Below are 21,427 nucleotides of genomic sequence, written 5' to 3' on the forward strand. Positions count from 1 at the left end.
TCACAGGCCTCCGCTAAACATTCTTGTTAGTTGGACAATCATCCGGTTGGATCGGAATGCATCTCCGAAATACAGTTCAAAAATATGCGTAAAACAATAACCGATGCTAACGGTAGCTAGTATAAGGGCAATGATTGACCAAAAAAGAGCAATATTATTTTTCGATTTTGTAGCCAATGCCCCACACCACCTTCACGTAACGCGGATTTTTTGGATCGGCTTCGATTTTTTCGCGGATTTTTCGAATATGAACTGCGACTATATTTTCGGCATTGTATGCCTGTTCATTCCAAACACGTTCGTAAATTTCATTTATCGAGAAAACACGTCCTGCGTTTTTCATCAGTAATTCAGTTATTTTAAATTCGATTGGCGTCAGTTTTACCCCTGCCCCGTCAACAGTAATTTCTTTTGCTTCTTCATCAAGTGCAAGCCCATCAATGACAATCTTCTTTTGCGAACCTTCATATGTCCCGAATTGGACATAACGACGTAATTGGGATTTAACCCGCGCCATCAATTCCATCGGGTGAAAAGGTTTTGTAACGTAATCATCGGCACCAACTGACAAACCGTGGATTTTATCGGAGTCTTCTGCCTTGGCACTCAACATAATGATCGGGATGTTTTTTTCTTCCCGAATTTTGAATGTCGCGGTTATGCCGTCCATGTTCGGCATCATAATATCGAGAACCAGTAGATGCACTTCATTTGCCCCTAGAAGTTCAAGTGCCTCTTTGCCGTCCGCCGCCTTCAACACGTCATAACCTTCATTTTTCAAATAAATTTCAATGCCGTCTCGAATCTCTTGGTCGTCATCCGCAACAAGTACTGTAAATCTAGCCATCATCCGCACCTCGCTTTCTTCTATGATACCAATTCTACTCGGCAAATCTTAACTTTCAGGCATTCAAATTATGAAGACTTTCTTAAGAAGCGATTTTCGAACGAATTGAGGTTTTGAGAATTGATGATGAAATAGCGCAGCTCCTTGCACAGGCCCAAGACCAACTAACAAAATAAGTGTAGGAGATATGCTTCTCGCTTAGTATACTGAATTTATAGATTCTTCTTATTTGAGGGGGGGAGCGGTTTGAAAGGTCGAATATTTTGGCTTGCACTGTTTTTGATCGGTTTAAGTTGGATGGTGAACTCTTATTATGCCTATTCCAAACGACTCGATGAACCCATATTTTTGGATCATTATATTGAAAAATCGGTGCTTGAAGAAGATGAAAGTAATCTCACGCTCTACTATTTAACAAATAAAAATGATGATTCCCATGTCTCCCTTGTAAATTTCGGTGGCATCACTGGTTATGTTGCGCGGAAAGACTTTTTCGATGACTTCGGTTTTTATGAAAATGAATTTAATCATGATATCCAGACTTTCACGCATTATGCATTGCGAGAACTTCAGATCGAATTAAATTCATTCGAATTTGAAGAATTATTAAATGGAGACGATGAGTTAATCGTACATGAAATGGAATTGTTCTATTCCGATGGGCGAGATATAACTGTCCCAATCGGCGAAGTCGTCCTTCATCTCCCCTATCAAATTGAAAATGTACTTAACCAGCCATGGGCGGGATCTAGTAGCGATAATTTAAGTATATTTTCATATTCAGCAGAAGAATCCCTGACAATTGACAATATTACATTCGGTTTTGATGAGGTTATAAAAGATCAGGTTTTTATCAAAATAGATTCCATGAATACTGTTTCCGTTCCAAATCAAATGGCAGATGACCTTTCGGTTAACTGGAGTAGATTACCAGGTATTGAGATTAAAGAATTCAAGTTTCCTCATGAGCTAAAAAAGGAAGAAGGTTTCAAGCTTTACACGCAGATTTCACCTGAATTTATCGGTTCCTTGGAATCTTCTCTCGTAATTAAAGGGTCAACTGAAAGTGGCAAACCGTTTACATCCTATAGCCTCATTAATAATCAGCCCCCTTATTTAGAACAAGAAGATGTTAATAGGATTATTCAGGAAAAAGGAAAAGGAGGTTCGCAATGAAAAGTTCCTTAAATTTAGTGTTTTGGGGTTATCTCCTTGTATTGCTTCATCTTGAAATCGGAATTGACATAATCCCTGATCCTGTTGGTTATTTTTTAATCGCACTAGGCTGCTTTGGTCTTCGTGAACATTATCCAATCGCTCCAAAGGCAGGCATTATAGCTGTCGGATTGATTTTCCTGTCAGTTCCATCAGTTTTTGTTAATCTGTCCAAGGTACATTCTTTAGGCTGGGGCATCTATACCCCTGTCTTGATCTTTGTAAAACTGATTCTCGCTTATTTTCTTTTTTTGATTTTGAAAAACATTGTCAAAGATTATAATCATGCTGCATTAATTGCCCGCACGAACACCGTATACACTTTTTATATCACATCATATCTACTTTCTTTGGCTTACGCATCCTTTGCGATGAATGTGTCTGGGGATTTTTGGATCGCAGGTGGTGTCGTGATAGCATTTGCAACCTTTATAATGTCAATCATATTTCTCGTTCAGATACGTGCAATTCGAAAAGCCGAACCCGTTCAGGTTAGTCCAATTATGGAAGCATAAACATCAAAGAAGCCATGTCATTTATTCGCGACATGGCTTTCCTTTGATTTTCGTCCACTCATTGTCAGCACAAGAATCCCGCCGAGCAGCATGGCGATTCCCGTCCAGGACGTTAAATCTAATCGCTCTCTCACAACAGCAACACTGAGTAAAGCTGCGGTGAGCGGTTCTGCCAGTGAAAGCGTGACGGCAGATGAGGAAGGGATACGTTTTAGCCCTGTTGAAAATAAAATGTAGGCGACGCTCGTCGTTGCGATTCCCAAGTAGATGACCACCGCAATCCCGCTTCCGGTCAGTAGCCCCTCTGTCTCAAATCGAAAAAGAAACGGCAGTAACATTAGAGCACTGGCTGAGAAGATGACAGCAACAGCCGGAATGGCTTCAATTTTTTCAAGGACTTCTTTATTCACAAGCGCATAGAATGCAAATAATAATCCTGCGCCTAGCGACATTGTCACGCCGATTGGATTGACGACGATTCCCTCTTTATTTAAAAAGAGCAGTGCACAGCCGATGATTGCGAGTAATGTGGCAGTTATCCAAATCCCGTTCGGTCGGCGCTTCAAAAGGAACCATTCAATGAACCCAGAAAAAACTGGCGCGCTTCCAATCGCAACAACTGTACCAATGGCGATGCCGGTGTGTCTTACAGAAGAGAAAAATAGATACTGGAAAACAGCCATTGAAATCGCAGCATAGATCGTGGGACGCCATGGCCAGTTTCGAAAATCAATTTTGCGCATGATCAGTAAAATGGCTAGTAATGAGAAACCACCCACTGCGAGTCTTGACGCCCCTACCGCCAATGGATGAATTGTTTGCGGCATGAATGTTTGAGCCGTTCCTGTTGTTCCCCAAAGTACAGCCCCTGTCAGGACTAGAAAATATGAAAGTCGTTGTGACAAAACTTCACCTCCAACCGCTTTACCCTAAGAATACCATTATTTATGTACCTAAATATACAATATCTATAATATTCCCATTACTTTTCAATATTTGCGGATTCTTTCGCTAGATTATAGTATGATTGGTATAAAGTGTAAAGATTGTGATTTTATTGGAATATAAATTTGTTGAAAAATAAATAGCCTATCAGACTAATTTCACGGAGGGATATTCATGAAGTATTCATTTATAGGGAAAGTAATAGTTGTATTAACAGTATTCATGTTTTCGTTACTTTATACAGAAGTTCCATTTGGCATCGGTAAAGATTCTACATCTCGAGCAGAAGCATCCACAATAAGTTATCAAACAACCACCAACCTCAAGATGAGAAAAGGCGCCTCTACAAAACATAAAATCATCACTACAATTCCAAAAGGCAAAAAGGTTACATATGTTTCCAAATCCGGTTCTTGGTTTAATGTGAAATATGGTAACAAAACAGGTTTCATAAATAGCAAGTATTTGAAGAAAGTAACTGCACCAGCTAAAAATGCGGCTGCAAAAACAACTTCGTCTAAACAGTATCAAACTACTACAGATTTGAACATGAGAACAGGCGCGTCTACGAAACATAAAATTGTTATACCGATTCCAAAGGGAAAAAAAGTGACGTATGTTTCCAAATCTGGTTCTTGGTTTAAAGTGAAATACGGAAATAAAACAGGTTTTGCGAGCAGTAAGTACTTGAAACAAGTATCCGGTTCAACAAAAACGACAAAGAAATCGGCTACTTCTAAACAGTACCAAACTACAACAACTTTGAACATGAGAACAGGAGCATCTACGAAACATAAAGTTATTATATCGATCCCCAAGGATAAAAAAGTGAATTATGTTTCTAAATCTGGTTCATGGTTTAAAGTGAAGTACGGCAACAAAACAGGCTTCATAAACAGCAAGTATTTAAAAAATCCTAGCAAGGTCACCGTTCCGGCAAAACCGATCTATGTAAAAGGTATTCTGATGGCCAGTAAAACGCATCCACTCCCTTCAAATTATGCACCAGGTGAAAGCAAGGAAGCCCGTCGTGCTTTTAATAAAATGTCAGCTGCGGCGAAAAAGCATGGTTTTCAATTAACTGCGTTCAGTACGTATCGTTCATATTCCGTACAAAAACAATTATATGCAGGATATGTTGCTCGTGATGGGAAGGCTGAGGCAGATCGCTTTAGTGCTAGACCGGGTACTTCTGAACATCAGACAGGTTTAGCTTTTGACATTAGTGAAGTAGGTAAATACAGTAACCGTTTCAATGAATCTAACGCAACGAAATGGCTGGCTAAAAACTCGTATAAATACGGTTTTATTGTTCGATATCCGGAAGGTAAAGAACATATAACAGGTTATATGTATGAGCCATGGCATTTCCGTTATCTCGGCGTAGATGCGGCAACAAAAATTTACAAAAGTGGTTTAACATTGGAGGAATACTTAGGAATTAAATAAGGCTGGATTTTCGGGAGAGCTTTTATTTTTGACCGATATAAACGAACCATCCTCCTATAATCAAACTATAAAGGACTTCCTTAATGGGAGTCCTTTAATCATTTCAAAATCATGTAAAATACACAAATATGTCTGCTAAATCCCTCACTTTTGTTTTCTCGTACTCTTTTTCCTTAACCCATTCATTCAACCACCCGATTTCCTCCCCTTCCCATCATTCTTCGGCTGAGTAATCTAATTCACTTGTTTTATTCTGGGTCTTTTTAACACTACCTAATTCAGTTGTTTTTCTAGAAAATATTCCTGAGTTTTGGGTCAGCTCCTTACCGACATGAAACAAAAGATACTTTTCACTAAAACAAGAATTAGCCATTAAGAACTAAGTGATTACTCACACTTTTACGCATTTTCATATATTAACGCGTAGTATTTATTAACTGCATTACGGAATTTAGGTATATTTGGTAAATAATACCTTGCTTTTTACACTTTTTTTAGTATTCTATTTTATGGGCATTAAATAGAAAAATATAAGGAAGAAGGGGATTTGCCAAAAATGAAAAAATACTTTGTGTATCCATTTTTAGTTGTATCGTTAAGCTTATTACTGGGAGCTTGCTCAGAACAGACGAAGGAAACAACTAAACCCGAAAAAGAAGAAGCTCACGTGATAGAAAAAGAAGAAACAGATGATACAACCACTGCCGAGTGGTCTTACGAAGAAGAAACAGGACCTGAACATTGGGGGGAATTAGATTCATCATACTCAGCCTGTGTTAATGGGACTGAACAATCACCGATCAATATCGACTCCTCTCAAGTGAAAACAACTGAAAAACTAGATAACGTTGAAATTCAGTATATGCCGACAGAGTTTTCAATAGTCAATACCGGTCATACAGTACAGGCTAACCCAACGACACCAAACAACAGCATTGTAGTTGAAGGAAAAGAATACATACTTGCTCAATTCCATTTCCATACACCAAGCGAACACCAATTCAATAGTCAATACTTGGATATGGAACTACATCTTGTACACCAAGATGCGAACGGTAAGCTTGCTGTCCTTGGATTAATGATTCAAGAAGGAAAAGAAAATGAAGCGTTGGCATCCATTTGGGGTGAATTACCAAAGAATGAAACAGAAAATGAAATCGCCATAAAAGACCCTGTCGATTTACAAGCTTTACTCCCATCAAATCAAGCGTCATTCCATTATAACGGTTCATTAACGACACCACCTTGCGCAGAAGAAGTAAGATGGATTGTTTTCGAAGAGCCGATTGAAATGTCAAAAGAACAAATTCAAGCATATCAGCAAGTTTTCCCTGATAACCAACGTCCTGTTCAGCCTTTAAATGAACGCGAAATCCTTGGAATAAATTAAGAAAGACTCCGTTCACATTGAGGCATCAAGCGCATATGTAAAGTATGGCCTTTCATCAATTCAGTGAATTGTTGAGAGGCTATTTTTTATCTTCTCTTTAATTAACCATTAATCCCATCTAAATTAAATGAGATTTTATAATCTTTAAGAAATATTCAGATATATTTTTATCACCCTCAAAAAAAGACCGCAATACGGATAACTGCTATGTCCACGTAATGACAAAAGAACAACTAGGTAGGTAATCATGCAAAAATGGAAATAAACTCGATCTTCATGAAGCAATAAACGAAAAACAATTGCTTTCTCGGATTTACATAGTAGTTCTTTTTTCCTCAAATGGAAGTTTCCTCATATCCTACCTAATTTTTAATGATTCTCTCAGTATCTTCTAATTTTTGGATAGTATATTTGAAAGTAAGAAAAGTATTTTTTGGAGGAATGTTTAGATGAAAATTGTAATAGTGCCGTCAGGATTTAAAGAGTGTCTAGATGCTGAGGAGGTAGCTTTAGCAATGGAACGCGGAGTGAGACGTGTTGATCAAGCTATCGATATGGATGTTATACCGATGATTGATGGCGGAGAAGGTTTTGCGAAGACAATCGTTAACATAAAAGGTGGAGAATTAATATATAAAAAAGTGACAGGGCCTGTCGGCAAAAAGATTGAAAGTCATTTCGGGATTATTGTTGAGAACGGCAAACGGACTGCCGTCATTGAAATGGCAGCTGTGTCTGGATTAAAACTAGTACCGCGTAATCAAAGAAACCCTTTAAAAACAACTACCTATGGTGTAGGAGAGTTGATTGTCGCTGCGCTTGATTTAGGTGTTGACAATATACTGATCGGCTGCGGCGATTCGGGCACATCGGACGGCGGAGCAGGAATGGCGCAAGCATTAGGGGTTCATTTTTTTGATAAAGAGCGACAAATCGTCGATATCTATGGCGGAGAAGATTTAATGAAGGTGGATTCTATCGTGACGACTCATATAGATAGACGATTAAAGGAAGTTTCTATTAATGTTGCGTGTAACTGGAAGAATATTTTATGCGGAGAAGAAGGTGTTGCCCGCATATTTGGTCCTCAAAAAGGAGCGTCTCCGAAACAAGTTGAACAACTATCATCAGCGTTAGAACACTATGCATCTTTAATTCAAGAAGCGCTTGGGATAGATGTCCGTTCCCTGCCAGGCAGCGGGGCATCTGGCGGATTAGGCGCAGGACTCATTGCATTTACGGGAGCTATGTTACATCCGCGATTCGATATTATTATGGACTACATAAGTATAGAGGAAAAAATTTCAACAGCTGATCTTGTATTCACCGCAGAAGGTAGTTTGGACTTTCAAACGCCAAATGGGAAAATCCCGGCGGAAGTTGCTCGTATTGCCAAAAAAAATAACATCCCGGTCATTGCTATTACCGGAACCATAGGTTTAGGGGCAGATTTAAACTATCATGCAGGTATAGATGCCTATTGCAGTATTATTCAAAAACCGACTTCTTTGGACGAGGCAATAAAAAATGCGCCAAAATGGATTGAAGAGAGCACGGAGTCAGTATTACGGCAAGTCTCGATTGGTTTAGGAATTGCACAAAAAAAGAGAATCTTAGAGAAAGCGTTGATCTAACATGAGGACCAGAATGGAAAAACAACTTGAAAAACAAACTCGAAGCCGCACCTGGATACAACAATTATCGATAAAGTCGTTAGTGATTATTAGTATACATATCCTATTCATGATCGCAGTCTTATTAATTGATGCGCTAGACTACCGTGCAAAGATATCTTTATTTGCATTTTTATCAGCGATGACATTATGGATTGCAACTAAAATTCCAGCTGGTTTTGTAGCAATCGCCCTGATCGCGTTCATCATTTTAATGAATGCGGCAGAACCGGATTTGTTATACCATTCACTTTCTGAAGAAGTTGTATGGCTCATGATAGGCGCTTTTATCATTGGTGAAGCAGTTAAAATCTCCGGTTTAGCAGAACGTTTAACCGATTCAATATTAAGAAAGTCCAACAAAAAAAACAATTTGCTCTTTGGGTTAAGTTCAGTGTTATTTACATCAGCATTTTTCATTCCTTCTACATCTGGCAGAGCAGCTTTATCGATGCCGATCATTGATCAGATGAGTCAAAGGTTTTCGACTAAGGAACGAAGTATTTTAGCAATTCTAGCACCCGTTATCATATTAATGAGTACGTCAGCTACTTTAATCGGGGCAGGCTCTCATTTAATCGGAATAGGTTTACTTGAAAGTACGGTTGATCAAACCATTTCCTATATCCAATGGTTTATATGGGGAGTGCCATTTGCTATTATCATCACATTTCTATCAGTTCTCATAATAAAATGGACATTGTGGCCAAGGGATGGATTAAAGGAAATAGTAAACGTGCAGCCTGAGGAAAAAATCAAAAGTAAAAAACAGTTTAATGGAAAAGAGAAAAAGACAATCATCTTGATTTTGTTTTTAATAGCGGGTTGGATGACAGAGAGCATCCACGGCTATGATATAGCGTTTATTACTATGATAGGCGCGATCTTACTGATGATACCGAATTACGGAATCATTAGTTGGAAACAAGGAATTAGTTCAGTATCCTGGAATTTGATTATATTTGTTGCCGCAGCAACTGCACTTGGAAAGGTGTTAGTTGATACTGGCATAGTCAAATGGATTGAAAAAGAAATGCTAAATGTATTGCATTTGTTTATAGGCGCTCCAGAATGGCTCATTGTGTTGATTATTTTGCTTGTGACCGTGACAAGTCATTTGTATATAACATCGCACACAACACGTGCAATCGTCTTTATTCCAGGTTTATTATTATTTAGTGAAACAATAGGAGTTAATCCTTCAACAGTTGTTTTTTTAAGCTTAATAGGTATGAACTATTGCGTTACAGTTCCGGTCAGCTCTAAAGCATTGCTCCTCTTTTATGAGGAAGGAGAAATTTCATATGATGCTAGTCATCTATTAAAAATTAGCGCAATACTGATGCCTCTTTATATACTAGTCATCATGTTATTTTATTTTACTTATTGGCAGTGGACGGGAATGCATTTATAAATCCCGTGATGAAATGATTCCTGAAGAAAAGCGCCTCCAATTGTTAGATTTCCGTCTAATAATTGAGGCGCTTTTTTGGTTTTGTTGATGAATTACGATTGAATAGCAAACAACATTTCTAAACATTCCTATTTTTCATCGAAAGTTTATAGAAAATATAGTATACTTATATACACCTGCAAAGTAAGCGGTTACAAAAAAAGATTTGGCAATGAAGGAGGAAACATTATGGAACTTGTGCTCAATCAAAAACAGGAACTTGGTTTAGTCATGACTTTTCAGTTAAGACAAGCCATTGAATTACTACAATATTCTACCTATGATCTTTACCAGTATATAAAAGAGCAAGAGTTGGAAAATCCATTAATAGAATTAGAAGAACCGTATAGTTTCCGTGATGAAAAATCGACAGGTAACGCCTCTTCTACTAATTCATACGAAGACCTGATTGAATATGTCAAAAGCCATGATGCTTGTATGAGAGAGGAATTATTCTCTCAAGCAAAATTTTTATATAAAAATGAACAGGACCAACAACTGCTGAACTATCTCATACACAACTTGAAAGACAACGGGTACCTAAGCTTAACTGAAAATGAATACTATACGGAATCGGAGATCGATAGAGGGATTCAACTTCTTCAACAAGTCGGCCCTATTGGAATCGGCGCAAGAAGTTTGCAAGAATGTCTACTCTTGCAAATTACGTATAACTATCCAGAAGAAAGCTTAGCAGCAAGCCTCATTGAAAATCATTTAGACCTACTAGCAAATAGAAAATGGAATGAGATTGCCAGGTGCATGAAGCTCTCATTGGCAGAAGTGAAAAATATTTATGACTTTATTAAAACACTGAATCCAAACCCTTGCACTCTTTTTTCCGACTCTTCAGTCGAGTACTTAAACCCGGATATCATTGTCGAGTTTAAAGATGAAAAACTAGTTCATTACTTAAATGAAGGGTATTTACCTGAAATCCATTTCAACAAGGAATACTCGGGACTTCTAAATGCCAAGGACGAAACATCAAAATACATTAACAATCAGTATAACAGTTACAAATGGTTGCTAAGTAGCATTGAACAGAGACGTCTAACAATCTTGAAAATTGTCGGTGTGCTTGTGGAGAAACAAGAGACGTTTTTCAAAGAAGGATTTCAGTCACTTAAACCGTTAACCTTAAAAGAAGTTGCAGATGAAATCGATATGCATGAGTCTACGGTGAGTCGCGCGACGATGAATAAAGTTCTTCAAACCCCTCAAGGGTCGTTTGATCTACGGATGCTCTTTACATCGAAACTAGATACGAGTGATGGCAGTGCCATCTCACAAACAAAAGTAAAAACTCTTTTAGAGAATTTCATTGAGAATGAAGACAAGTACAAACCGCTTTCAGATCAAAAAATTGCTGATTACTTCAACAAGGAGAAAGGAATCAGGATATCAAGACGGACGATTAGCAAGTACCGGGAAGAACTAAACATTCCTCCTTCTAGTAGACGCAGAGAAATCAGCGTTTGAAAAGGGATAGAGGAAAAAGGCTCCGCGTCCTTCGGACACGGAGCCTTTTCTATGTGGCTTGAACTTAAAATGGAAGCGTTTGCAAACACTATTATAGAACGAGCTACGTTTTTTCACTTCTATTAATCACTTTAGTGGCTGTTAACATTTTTATTTTTAATCGTGACAAGTTGTTCTTTCGATTTTTTACTTTTTTTCGGAATCGACAGTATCAAGTCTTTTCCTTCATCTTTACTCTTTTTATTGACCACTTCTTTTGTCTCCTCATTTTTTTGCAATGGAGATAATGCGAGTTCTTCTACCAATCCTTTATATGTGGAAAAACACATTACAAGCAGCAATACCGCCAACGGTATGGATGTCGCCACGAGGATCGACTGTAATCCTATCAAACCGCCTGTCATGATTAATATGGCAGAAATGATCGCAATAATGACTCCCCAAACAATTTTTGTGAAATGAGTAGGATTAGGATTTCCATTTTCACTAATCATCCCTAATACAAAAACCGCCGAGTTTGCTGAGGTGATAAAGAAAATGAGCACCAGTAGCATTGCTAAAACACTTAAAAATGCACCCATTGGGAAATACTCAAAAAACATGAATAAAGCAGAGGTGACGTCTGCTGAAACAGCTGTTGCAAGCGCTGTTTGACCTGCATTCTGTATAAGATCGATTGCTGAACCACCCATGACTGCAAACCAAAAGAAAGACCCAAGGACAGGTATAAAAATTGCACCCATCATGAACTCTTTAATCGTTCTACCCTTCGAAATTCGAGCTACAAAACTTCCAACAAGCGGGGCCCAGGCAATCCACCAACCAAAATAGAACAATGTCCAACTTGCTATCCAAGATCCATCACTATACGGTTCCGTTCGAAAGGACATACTTACAAAATTTTGTGTGTAATCGCTAATGCCTTGCAGGAATATTTTCATGATCATTTGGGTCGGGCCGAGAAAGAACACAAAACCTAACAATGCAAAAGCTAACAACATATTTAGATTAGATAAATGTTTCATCGCCCCTTGCAGCCCTGAAACAGTAGAGCCTACATAAATTAAACTCACGATGATTATAATTATCGCTTGAGTAGAATAACTTATCGGGATCCCCCAAAGGTGATTCATGCCACTATTCACTTGCAATGTTCCAAAGCCAAGGGACGTTGCAATTCCAATGACAATCGAAAGGATGACAATAACATCGATAAATTTTCCAAAGGATCCCCTAACTTTGTCTCCCAGTAAAGGATAAAAAACGGAACTCAACGAAGCTGGAAGCTTCCTTCTAAACTGAAAAAATGCCAAAGAAACACCTACAACTGCGTAACACGCCCAAGCAGACACTCCCCAATGCAGGTAAACGAACTGCATGGCTAGCTTGGCTGATTCTTCCGAAGATCCTTTTCCGTATGGAGGCGTAATATAGTAAGAGACTGGTTCCGCTACACCCCAAAATACGAGACTAATCCCGATAGAAGCACTAAATAGCATCCCAACCCAAGTACCGGTTTTATATTCTGGACGATCATCATCGTCGCCTAATCGTATATGCCCAAACTTTGAAAGTCCAAGGTACATACAAAAAGCAAAGAAGATGAAAACGCTGCATAGAATAAACCACCCTAAATTATTATAGATAAAACTAAGGGAGGACTCAGAAAAATTCTCTAACTGCTTTGGAGCAAAGATACCAACACTTATTAAGGCTAGGCTAACAGCCAGCGAGGAATAAAACACCGTTTTTTTGCCTTTCATGCACACACTCCTTTTGCCGAATATTGTTCTTGGCTGTTTTTGCCCCTTTATTTCATAGCAAGTACTTTTAAAATTTAATCGGCGTTATGGGAATAACACCGATTAAATTTCCTTATACGTTCAATGTTTGGGAAGTAGCGATAATATCAATGAGTCGATCTCCCACTTCGGATGTTGAAGCTGAACCTCTCATATCGGGGGTCAGTGTATGCCCTTCTATTAAAAGCTGTTCGATCGCGTCAATAATCATTTTACCATATTGCTCATAGCCAAAATGATCGAGCATTTGACTCGCTGACCAGATTGATGCAAGCGGATTCCCTATCCCCTGTCCAGCAATATCAGGTGCAGAGCCGTGTACAGGCTCGAACATTGAAGGAAACTCTCGTTCAGGGTTTATATTCGCGCCTGCAGCTAAACCAATTCCCCCCGCAATTGCTGCGCCTACATCTGTTAATATATCTCCAAACAAATTAGACGTCACGACAACTTCAAATCGCTTAGGATCTGAAATCATGAGCATCGCGGCCGCATCCACGAGATAAGACGACGTTTCCACTTCAGGATACTCTTTACTCACTTCTTCAAATACTTGATCCCAGAAAACCATCGAATAGTTTAATGCGTTTGCTTTACTAATGCTCGTTAAGCTGCGCCCTTGCTTTTTCGCGGTTTCAAATGCATAACGGATGATTCTTTCCGTTCCTTTTCTAGAAAACACGCCATTTTGTAGCACGACTTCATTTTCTTTCCCTTTGAATAACCAGTCCCCTGCGCCGGAATATTCTCCTTCCGTATTTTCCCGGATAAACAACATATCAATGTCTTCGCGATTTACTTCTGATAATGGACAATGGGCGCCTTCTAGTAGCTTGACTGGACGAATATTGACGTATTGGTCGAATTCTTTACGGATAATTAATAATAAATCCCATAATGAAATGTGGTCTGGAACGCCCGGGAAGCCTACAGCTCCTAAATATATTGCGTCAAATGCTTTTAGCAGTTCCATCCCGTCGTCTGCCATCATTTTCCCATGTTCACTATAAAACTCACATCCCCATGGAAAATACGTAAAGTCAAATTCAAAATTACCGGCCAGCGCGGCAACCTTATTTAATACCTTGACACCTTCATCAATCACTTCAGGCCCAATGCCATCGCCTGCGATAACCGCAATTTTATACTTTTTCATGATAATCCCCTTTACCCTTGATTCCAGACGACCAGCTTTAATTCCGTCATATCTTCCACGGCATATTTAATACCTTCCCGGCCCGTCCCACTGTCTTTTACGCCTCCATATGGCATTTGGTCGACTCTAAACGTTGGAACATCATTAATAATAACGCCGCCGACTTGCAGATTTTTTGACGCATACAGAGCGTTTTTAACGTGATTCGTATAAATACCAGCTTGAAGACCAAAGCGCGAATCATTCACCTGCTCTATCGCTTCCTCTATCGACTTAACTTTGTTCACAATGACGAGTGGAGCGAAAACTTCTTGGCATGAAACTTTCAGGTCAGAAGCCGCATTCGCAATAATTGTCGGTTCAAGCACATTCCCCTGTACCTTGCCACCCGCGAGAATCTCTGCTTGACCTTGCTTTGTTTCCTCGATCCAACTAAGCGTTCTATCTAATTCTTCTTTTGCAATGAGGGAAGATACATAAGTATCCGGATTAAGTGGGTCACCCAGCTTTAACTGTTTTGTCGCTTCTACAAATTTAGTGATAAACTCTTCATACACATCTTCATGGGCATAAATCCGCTGTAAAGAAATACACACTTGGCCCTGGTTAGAAAATGCACCCATCGTACAACGTTCAATAATCTCATCGATTTCTACATCTTTATCAATAATCAGTGCCGAGTTCGACCCTAATTCTAACGTTGTCTTTTTCAATCCTGATTTGTTATTAATGCCAATCCCGACACTTGGACTTCCTGTAAATGTTATCATATTGACTCGGTCATCTGCTACGATCGTTTCTCCAACAATGCGACCCGACCCAGTCACAACGTTTAAGACACCCGCTGGAAGACCCGCTTCTGCAAAAATCTCAGCAATAAAGAGAGCTGAAAGAGGTGTTTGCGATGCAGGTTTTAAAACAATTGTATTTCCCGCCGCAATCGCAGGACCTACTTTATGTGCAACAAGATTCAATGGAAAGTTGAACGGAGTAATGGCTCCAATGACGCCAATCGGTTCTCTTAACGTATAACCAATTCGGCCAACACCGCCAGTTGCGGCATCAAAAGGAATCATTTCACCGTGAATTCTTTTAGCCTCTTCAGCTGCAAACTTATACGTTTCAATTGTTCTTGCAACTTCCGCTTTCGCAAACATAATAGGTTTAGCAGATTCAAGTGAAACAATCGTCGCTGCCTCTTCCGCTTTCTCTTTTAACAATTCGACAACCTTTTCTAAAATTTCTGCTCGCTCATGCGCTGGCATATCGCCAATTCGTTGCCGCGCTTCATATGCAGCCTGAATTGCTTGTTTCGTTAAGTCTTCATTCGCCATCGCAATCTCTGCAATTTTCTCTTCCGAATAAGGAGCGTACAGGGGGGCATAATGATCTGCCCCTACCCGTTCCCCATTAATGATTAAATACTTTTTCTCCACTTTTACTTCATTCGCTACTTTACTCATCGAGAGCCTCCAATACCATTTCATGAAATTGTACAATTGCTTGTTCCGAAGAAGCGTAATGCCCTTTGTTGAACGCACGGGAACGGAACCCGATTTGCTCAAGTTCAACAAGTTCTATATCTTCAGCCCGAACCTGCTCGGCAAACGTCATTAAATCTATTTCGTCTTGGCTCAAGTCCTCCAAACTATCCTCACGGAAATAGTATGTATAAACAGCCAACGTCGTTTCGTGATCAATCGGAATCATTTCGATGGATGCCATATTCCCTGGACCCGGGTAAATCGTCAACATCAGATTCGGCCAGAGCCAAAAGAAGGTGCCGCCTTTCATTTCCGCTTCGTTTAAGTCTACCTCTCCGTATTGCTTGTCAGCTTTAACAACCGTTCCTTGAATGGAATAATTTTCACACATCGTAATTTGATAATCTTTCATATCAAGCGTGTCCACAAAACTCGGATGCGCGATATGACAATGGTCGCATTCCAAATAGTTATCGATATACGCTTTCCAATTCGCCTTAATAACACGTGATTTTCTATGAGTTCGTTTCAATTCGCTCAAGAACTCAAACTGGCTCAACCTGTCGAAAAAATCGCCATACGACTCGGCTAGCGGCGTCGCGTCATCATCAATGTTAACAAAAATCAAGGACTCTTGTACTTCCATTCGTACAGGTCTTAGACAAGCGTCTTGTACGCAAGCTGCATCTTCACCGCGAAAGTTCGGCGCTCTGTTTAATGCTCCATCTGTTTTGAATGTCCAGCCGTGATACATGCATTGCAAAATTTTCTTTTGACCTGAATCATTTCTTTCAAGCTTCGTTGCGCGGTGCGGACAAACATTATAAAATGCGCGAAGTACTTCATCCGTGCCTCTGATTACAATAATTGGCTCATTCGCGACATCAGCCGTAAAGAAAGCACCTGCTTTTTCTACCTGGCTTACATGTCCTACGAGTTGCCATGACTTCGAGAAAACCAACTCCATTTCCTTTTCCAATACTTTTGGATCTGTGTACTTGTCATACGTCAATGTTCTTTCAAATGTTTTCTCCGTTGCATTCATTACTGTTTTGTAAACCATTTTTATTCTCCCCCAAATTTATCATTATTTTTTAAAATTAAACTAAGAAATCCTATACGGTTTTCAACACTTTTCAACTAGCAGCAACATTCTTACAGCCAAAAGGTTGCTCTGCCACTTTGATTGAGCCAGTTGGACAACTTTCGTAAGCATCCTCCAAGTCATCTGACAAATCCTCCGACACCTCTGTAATTCCTTCATTGTCATCAAGGACTGCAAAGGCAATTCCTTCATCATCATAGTCAAACAGATCAGGTGCAGTTGCCCCGCAAGTACCACAAGCGATACATGTATCCTGATCAACCATCGTATATTTGCCCATCTTGACTCCTCCTCATCTAGGTGCTGATCCACTCTTCTTTTCGATTTCCAAGGAAGAATGCTGTTCAATTCTTCCCTGTCATACTGCACCGGCGGTTGATTTTACTTTTTCTTTCTTCTGCTCTTTTTCTCTATCACCCATTACAGTCGTACTGTGAGGGGCTTGCACCCTTACAGTCGGATCTATATACACTTTCGCGTTACTGACAGCGATAGGCGACTCGCCGAAGCCAGTGGCAATTAACTTCACTTTGCCTTCATATGTGCAAATGTCTCCAGTCGCATAAATCCCTTCAATATTCGTTTCCATTTTGGAATTTACGACAATGGAATTCTTTTCAATCTCGAGTCCCCAATTATTAATAGGCCCAAGTGAAGAAACAAATCCATAATTGACAAGTACATCGTCTACTTCAAGTTCAAGTAATCCGTCACCCTTCGCTTCCTTAACAATTACTTTTTCAATCTTTTCGTCACCTACTAATTCTACCGGTACGTAAGGTGTTAATACTTCGACTGTAGATTGCTTTAACAACTCCACACTATGCTCATGAGCACGGAATTTGTCTCTTCGATGAATGAGCCTAACTTTTTTTGCAATCGGCTCGAGCATTAACGCCCAATCAACCGCTGAATCCCCTCCACCGAATAACACAACATTTTTCCCCGCAAATTCATTTAGATTAGTAACAAAATAATGAAGGTTTTTATCTACAAATTTCTCTTCACCTTCAACATTCATTTTTCGAGGTTGGAAAGCTCCATTGCCTGCGGTAATAATAATTGTTTTTGTATAATGTGTTTCTTTATTTGTCGTTAATTTAAATACGCCGTTTTCTTCTTTTTCAACAGTTTCTACAGACTGTCCAAGACAGATGGTAGATTCAAATTGATTCATTTGTTCCGTTAAATTATCAATGAGCTCTTGCGCTCCAATTTTAGGAAATCCAGCAATGTCGTAAATATGCTTTTCAGGATACAGTGCTGTTAACTGCCCACCTAATTGAGGGAGGCTTTCGATGACTTTTACCGATGCTTGACGCATACCAGCATAAAAAGCGGTAAATAAACCTACAGGTCCGCCACCGATAACCGTTATGTCAAATACTTCAGATTTATCCATATTCATTCCTCCAGAATACTCGTGTATGTTTTACTTGATGTTCCAATTAAACGAACACATGCGGTCAGTCCAAATAACTTCCACTTTGTCCATTTTCCGCCTTAACAACACTCACCTCTTTCTTATATAATCAACATGACAGCACTCAGGATTTAAGTAGGCTATTTGAATACCCTGCAAGCCTGCTAGTCTAGGTTTCCTTAGTCTATTATTAATGCTAGAATTAGTGCTAGACGTTTTTCCGCCTCGTCACTTATATATAATGCAAGTCCCGTGCCAACTTTTAAAAACAGTGAGTTCTAGGCAAGTTTTAAAAAATAATGTATGCCAAGAAGTTGTTCTGAATCATAATTGACTCAAAATAAAAACGGTTTTATTCAAAATTAACTCACTACTCAAAATAGAAAGGAAGGTTTATTTGTGAGAAACAGTCCAATGGAGAAGAAAGTTGAAATAACCTTAGAATCGATTTTGAGGATTCTGGACTATTCTTCGGATGAGATATATGTTCTTGATGGTGAAAGGCAGATTGTTTATGTGAACAGGAATTGTGAAAAACATTATGGCTTAAAACAAGATGAGATCTTGGGAAAATATAATAACGACCTATATGAAAAAGGATATTGGAAACCATCAATCGTACCTGAGGTTTTTGAGCGGAAAGAGCCCGTCCACTTGAAACAACAAACCTATATCGGCGCTGAATTATTAACTTCAGCCATCCCGATTCTTAATGACGAGCAAGAAATTGAATTTGTTGTCATCACCTCTACTGAGCTCAATAGCTTTAAGAGGCTCATTGAGAAAAAAAACACTGAAGAAGAAATAGCACATCAAGATGAACCCCACAGCAAATTCATTACAAATAGCCGCAAGGTCGGCAATATTATAGACTTTTGCAATAAGGTGGCACCCACCGATTCCACAATCCTGATTCAAGGCGAATCAGGAACAGGCAAAGGCGTACTCGCTTATTATTTACATCAAATTAGCAATAGAAAAGATGGCCCTTTCTTAACTGTCAATTGCGCTGCAATTCCCGAAGATTTATTGGAATCAGAACTGTTTGGTTACTCCGGTGGCGCATTTACAGGAGCAAACAAAACAGGTAAATCTGGATTGTTAGAAGCTGCAAATAATGGAACAATTTTTCTAGATGAGATTGGAGAGTTAGCTTTATCTCTACAAGCGAAAGTACTACAAGTTATTCAGGATAAGCGATTTATCCCGATTGGGAGCAGCGAAAGTAAAACAGTAGACATTCGGATTATCGCGGCCACGAATCAGAATTTACTCGAAATGGTTGAAAATAAAAGTTTCCGCGAGGATTTATTTTACCGATTAAACGTAATTGATATCCATATGCCTCCGTTGCGGGAGCGTAAAGAAGATATCATTCCGCTCACATACAGTTTTTTAAATAAATTCAATGAAAAATACAATACAAATAAAGTCGTCTCCCCGGGTTGTTTAGATGCACTGTATTACTATTCTTGGCCCGGCAATATACGCCAACTAGAAAACTTGATCGAACGGTTAGTCATCATTGGTGGTTCTGTTATTCAAATAGATGACTTACCCCAAGTAATCCTTGAACAAGTTAAGGAAATCCCTCAACTAGTTCATCCAAATTCCTTGGACGACGCTTTGGAAAATGCCGCCCGGATGCTGGTCAGAAGATCTTATCGTAACAATCCATCTTCCCGCGGAGTCGCCAAAGACCTTGATATTAGCCAATCCCGGGCATCCAGGTTAATTCGGGAACATTGCCAGGATATCGTTCAAGAAAAATGAGCGAACCAAGATAGGTAAAGAATGAAAAGAAAAAGTTCAGCCAGAGAATCATTGGCTGAACTTTTTCAAGTTTTCGGGATCGGCGCGGTAGCGTTAACTACAGGACGTCCTGTCTTCTATCAGCATACAAGCTGATAGGCTTGATAATTTTGTGCCTTTATCGTAAAACATCTTCGCGTAAAACAAATTGCGCCAGTTCCTCCATTTGATCTGAAATTGCACGATCGCCTTCCAATGGCGGACATATTTCCCTCACTTTTTCCAGATAGCTCTTTGTTGCTGGCGCTAGTTGGTTTTCTGCTTGTTCCAAATAAATCGCTTGTGAGGCGCAAATCAGTTCAATCGCAATCACCCGGGCACTGTTATGGATAATCTCCCTTGCTTGACGCGCGCCAATTGTTCCCATACTTACATGGTCTTCTTGGTTTGCGGATGTTGGAATTGAGTCAACGCTTGCCGGGTGTGCTAATACTTTGTTTTCTGAAACGAGTGCAGCTGCTGCATATTGGACGACCATCAAACCACATTCTAATCCCGGATCTGTCGCTAAGAAAGGTGACAAACCGCTGAGTTGTGGATTGACAAGTCGTTCCGTTCTTCGTTCGGAAATATTTGCCCACTCTGCTGCACCAACTTTCAAAAAGTCCATCGCTAAAGCAATCGGTTGACCGTGGAAATGTCCACCCGAGATAATTTCTCCATTTTCTAAAATAATTGGATTGTCCGTTGCTGAGTTAATTTCAACTTTTAGTCTATCCTCTGCATAATTAAATGCTTGCCAAGATGCTCCATGTACTTGCGGTATACATCGAATGGAATAAGCATCCTGCATTCGAATTTCCCCTTGATGCGTAATCCTTTTGCTGCCTTCTAACCAATTTCTCATTCGCGAAGCGACAAATTCCATTTCAGGATGCGGACGGACAGCTAATAAGTCACTATCAAATGCTGTAATGATTCCTTGCAGTGCTTCCATCGTTAAACACGCCGCCATATCTGCAGCTAATCCAACACGTTCAGCCTCATTCAGCGCAACTACTCCTACCCCAGTCATTGCCTGAGTTCCGTTAATTAAAGCAAGACCTTCTTTTGCCTCTAATACAACCGGTTCTAAACCCGCCCGGTTCAAAGCTTCTCCGCCCGAAATAACTTCTCCCTCGTATTCCGCTTTTCCTTCACCAATTAAGACAATTGCAACGTGAGCAAGCGGCGCCAAATCACCACTTGCACCAACTGAACCTTTACTAGGAACAACTGGGTGAATACCTTTATTAATCATTTCAACTAACAATTGAAGTGTATCTTCTCTAATTCCGGAAAATCCTTTGGCAAGTGCATTGGCGCGTAGCACCATCATCGCCCTGACAACTGATCTTGGCAATGGATCTCCAACCCCTACAGCATCTGCACGCAGTAGATTTAATTGTAATTTAGCGATATCGTCTTTTTCAATTTCAATATCACTTAATTTACCAAATCCCGTGTTCACACCATAGATTACTTTTCCGTCATTCAGTTGCTTTTTAATTCGATCACGACTTGCCCGAACCCGTACTAAGGCTGCTTCAGGCACGACCACTTTTGCATTGCCATAAACAACACTATCTATTTTACGTCTATCCAATGTAAGCCCATCCAGCTCAACTTCTTTAGCTTCTACTTCAATCCGATCCAATAACTTTCCACTTTTCATATATGCCCACTCCTTCTACCTT

The 21,427-nt window shown here is 39.6% G+C and carries 18 protein-coding genes; 8 read left to right on the forward strand and 10 right to left on the reverse strand.

Annotated elements, in window-relative coordinates:
* Together G8782_RS14880 and G8782_RS14885 are read right to left on the reverse strand one after the other, a co-directional pair.
* Window positions 1-177: a hypothetical protein gene (locus G8782_RS14880; protein WP_172372617.1), complete on the reverse strand. Its 177-nt coding sequence runs from the start codon at window positions 175-177 to the stop codon at window positions 1-3.
* A complete protein-coding gene (locus G8782_RS14885; protein WP_172372619.1) occupies window positions 155-847 on the reverse strand; it encodes a response regulator transcription factor in 693 nt (230 codons plus the stop codon). The genes G8782_RS14880 and G8782_RS14885 overlap by 23 nt, the downstream gene beginning before the upstream one ends.
* Window positions 848-1,093: 246 nt before the next feature.
* On the opposite strand from G8782_RS14885, the gene G8782_RS14890 reads away from it, so the two are divergent.
* Together G8782_RS14890 and G8782_RS14895 are read left to right on the forward strand one after the other, a co-directional pair.
* Window positions 1,094-2,023 carry a hypothetical protein gene (locus G8782_RS14890; protein ID WP_172372621.1) on the forward strand — a complete coding sequence of 310 codons (930 nt, stop codon included), beginning with the start codon at window positions 1,094-1,096 and terminating at the stop codon, window positions 2,021-2,023.
* On the forward strand, window positions 2,020-2,577 hold the full coding sequence (locus G8782_RS14895) for a hypothetical protein (RefSeq protein ID WP_172372623.1): 558 nt from the start codon (window positions 2,020-2,022) through the stop codon (window positions 2,575-2,577). The genes G8782_RS14890 and G8782_RS14895 overlap by 4 nt, the downstream gene beginning before the upstream one ends.
* Window positions 2,578-2,594: 17 nt before the next feature.
* Here G8782_RS14895 and G8782_RS14900 read toward each other — a convergent pair whose 3' ends face one another.
* Window positions 2,595-3,482 (reverse strand): DMT family transporter, encoded by an 888-nt coding sequence (locus G8782_RS14900; protein ID WP_172372625.1) that lies wholly within the window; start codon window positions 3,480-3,482, stop codon window positions 2,595-2,597.
* A 214-nt stretch (window positions 3,483-3,696) separates the two neighbouring features.
* Here G8782_RS14900 and G8782_RS14905 point away from each other — a divergent pair, with 214 nt between their 5' ends.
* The 5 genes from G8782_RS14905 to rpoN all read left to right on the forward strand — a co-directional run bounded on the left by G8782_RS14905 (window position 3,697) and on the right by rpoN (window position 10,969).
* Window positions 3,697-4,971 carry a D-alanyl-D-alanine carboxypeptidase family protein gene (locus G8782_RS14905; RefSeq protein ID WP_172372627.1) on the forward strand — a complete coding sequence of 425 codons (1,275 nt, stop codon included), beginning with the start codon at window positions 3,697-3,699 and terminating at the stop codon, window positions 4,969-4,971.
* Between the two features lie 556 nt (window positions 4,972-5,527).
* Window positions 5,528-6,361 carry a carbonic anhydrase gene (locus G8782_RS14910; protein WP_172372629.1) on the forward strand — a complete coding sequence of 278 codons (834 nt, stop codon included), beginning with the start codon at window positions 5,528-5,530 and terminating at the stop codon, window positions 6,359-6,361.
* Between the two features lie 449 nt (window positions 6,362-6,810).
* Window positions 6,811-7,995, forward strand: coding sequence for a glycerate kinase family protein (locus G8782_RS14915; protein WP_172372631.1), 1,185 nt, complete (start codon window positions 6,811-6,813; stop codon window positions 7,993-7,995).
* A gap of 13 nt (window positions 7,996-8,008) precedes the next feature.
* Window positions 8,009-9,448, forward strand: a complete 1,440-nt coding sequence (locus G8782_RS14920; RefSeq protein ID WP_246231708.1) for an SLC13 family permease — start codon at window positions 8,009-8,011, stop codon at window positions 9,446-9,448.
* Window positions 9,449-9,676: 228 nt separating this feature from the next.
* Window positions 9,677-10,969, forward strand: a complete 1,293-nt coding sequence (gene rpoN / locus G8782_RS14925) for an RNA polymerase factor sigma-54 (RefSeq protein ID WP_172372635.1) — start codon at window positions 9,677-9,679, stop codon at window positions 10,967-10,969.
* A gap of 131 nt (window positions 10,970-11,100) precedes the next feature.
* On the opposite strand, the gene G8782_RS14930 is transcribed toward rpoN, so the two are convergent.
* The 6 genes from G8782_RS14930 to G8782_RS14955 all read right to left on the reverse strand — a co-directional run bounded on the left by G8782_RS14930 (window position 11,101) and on the right by G8782_RS14955 (window position 17,918).
* The gene (locus G8782_RS14930) at window positions 11,101-12,732 is read right to left on the reverse strand and encodes a BCCT family transporter (protein ID WP_172372637.1); all 1,632 of its coding nucleotides are present in this window, start codon (window positions 12,730-12,732) and stop codon (window positions 11,101-11,103) included.
* A gap of 112 nt (window positions 12,733-12,844) precedes the next feature.
* The gene (locus G8782_RS14935) at window positions 12,845-13,927 is read right to left on the reverse strand and encodes a tartrate dehydrogenase (RefSeq protein WP_216667897.1); all 1,083 of its coding nucleotides are present in this window, start codon (window positions 13,925-13,927) and stop codon (window positions 12,845-12,847) included.
* Between the two features lie 11 nt (window positions 13,928-13,938).
* Window positions 13,939-15,390, reverse strand: coding sequence for an aldehyde dehydrogenase family protein (locus G8782_RS14940; RefSeq protein ID WP_172372639.1), 1,452 nt, complete (start codon window positions 15,388-15,390; stop codon window positions 13,939-13,941).
* Complete coding sequence (locus G8782_RS14945) at window positions 15,383-16,474, reverse strand: aromatic ring-hydroxylating oxygenase subunit alpha (protein WP_172372641.1); 1,092 nt, start codon at window positions 16,472-16,474, stop codon at window positions 15,383-15,385. The genes G8782_RS14940 and G8782_RS14945 overlap by 8 nt, the downstream gene beginning before the upstream one ends.
* Window positions 16,475-16,547: 73 nt before the next feature.
* On the reverse strand, window positions 16,548-16,796 hold the full coding sequence (locus tag G8782_RS14950; RefSeq protein ID WP_172372643.1) for a ferredoxin: 249 nt from the start codon (window positions 16,794-16,796) through the stop codon (window positions 16,548-16,550).
* Window positions 16,797-16,874: 78 nt separating this feature from the next.
* On the reverse strand, window positions 16,875-17,918 hold the full coding sequence (locus G8782_RS14955; protein WP_172372645.1) for an NAD(P)/FAD-dependent oxidoreductase: 1,044 nt from the start codon (window positions 17,916-17,918) through the stop codon (window positions 16,875-16,877).
* Window positions 17,919-18,353: 435 nt separating this feature from the next.
* Between G8782_RS14955 and G8782_RS14960 the strand changes: the two genes are divergently transcribed.
* Window positions 18,354-19,712 (forward strand): sigma-54 interaction domain-containing protein, encoded by a 1,359-nt coding sequence (locus tag G8782_RS14960; RefSeq protein WP_172372881.1) that lies wholly within the window; start codon window positions 18,354-18,356, stop codon window positions 19,710-19,712.
* 157 nt (window positions 19,713-19,869) lie between these two features.
* Here the strand turns inward: G8782_RS14960 and hutH are convergent, their stop codons facing one another.
* On the reverse strand, window positions 19,870-21,405 hold the full coding sequence (gene hutH, locus G8782_RS14965; RefSeq protein ID WP_172372647.1) for a histidine ammonia-lyase: 1,536 nt from the start codon (window positions 21,403-21,405) through the stop codon (window positions 19,870-19,872).
* Window positions 21,406-21,427: the final 22 nt, after the last annotated feature.

Origin of the sequence: Sporosarcina jiandibaonis (assembly GCF_013184495.1) — a bacterium.
GTDB classification, from domain to species: Bacteria; Bacillota; Bacilli; order Bacillales_A; family Planococcaceae; genus Sporosarcina; species Sporosarcina jiandibaonis.

Bases quoted from the DNA above. Each gene is read 5' to 3' on its own strand.
- G8782_RS14885 (WP_172372619.1), bottom strand. From the start codon at position 847: ATGGCTAGATTTACAGTACTTGTTGCGGATGACGACCAAGAGATTCGA.
- G8782_RS14895 (WP_172372623.1), top strand. From the start codon at position 2,020: ATGAAAAGTTCCTTAAATTTAGTGTTTTGGGGTTATCTCCTTGTATTG.
- G8782_RS14905 (WP_172372627.1), top strand. From the start codon at position 3,697: ATGAAGTATTCATTTATAGGGAAAGTAATAGTTGTATTAACAGTATTC.
- G8782_RS14910 (WP_172372629.1), top strand. From the start codon at position 5,528: ATGAAAAAATACTTTGTGTATCCATTTTTAGTTGTATCGTTAAGCTTA.
- G8782_RS14915 (WP_172372631.1), top strand. From the start codon at position 6,811: ATGAAAATTGTAATAGTGCCGTCAGGATTTAAAGAGTGTCTAGATGCT.
- G8782_RS14920 (WP_246231708.1), top strand. From the start codon at position 8,009: ATGGAAAAACAACTTGAAAAACAAACTCGAAGCCGCACCTGGATACAA.
- rpoN (WP_172372635.1), top strand. From the start codon at position 9,677: ATGGAACTTGTGCTCAATCAAAAACAGGAACTTGGTTTAGTCATGACT.
- G8782_RS14930 (WP_172372637.1), bottom strand. From the start codon at position 12,732: ATGAAAGGCAAAAAAACGGTGTTTTATTCCTCGCTGGCTGTTAGCCTA.
- G8782_RS14935 (WP_216667897.1), bottom strand. From the start codon at position 13,927: ATGAAAAAGTATAAAATTGCGGTTATCGCAGGCGATGGCATTGGGCCT.
- G8782_RS14940 (WP_172372639.1), bottom strand. From the start codon at position 15,390: ATGAGTAAAGTAGCGAATGAAGTAAAAGTGGAGAAAAAGTATTTAATC.
- G8782_RS14945 (WP_172372641.1), bottom strand. From the start codon at position 16,474: ATGGTTTACAAAACAGTAATGAATGCAACGGAGAAAACATTTGAAAGA.
- G8782_RS14950 (WP_172372643.1), bottom strand. From the start codon at position 16,796: ATGGGCAAATATACGATGGTTGATCAGGATACATGTATCGCTTGTGGT.
- G8782_RS14955 (WP_172372645.1), bottom strand. From the start codon at position 17,918: ATGGATAAATCTGAAGTATTTGACATAACGGTTATCGGTGGCGGACCT.
- G8782_RS14960 (WP_172372881.1), top strand. From the start codon at position 18,354: ATGGAGAAGAAAGTTGAAATAACCTTAGAATCGATTTTGAGGATTCTG.
- hutH (WP_172372647.1), bottom strand. From the start codon at position 21,405: ATGAAAAGTGGAAAGTTATTGGATCGGATTGAAGTAGAAGCTAAAGAA.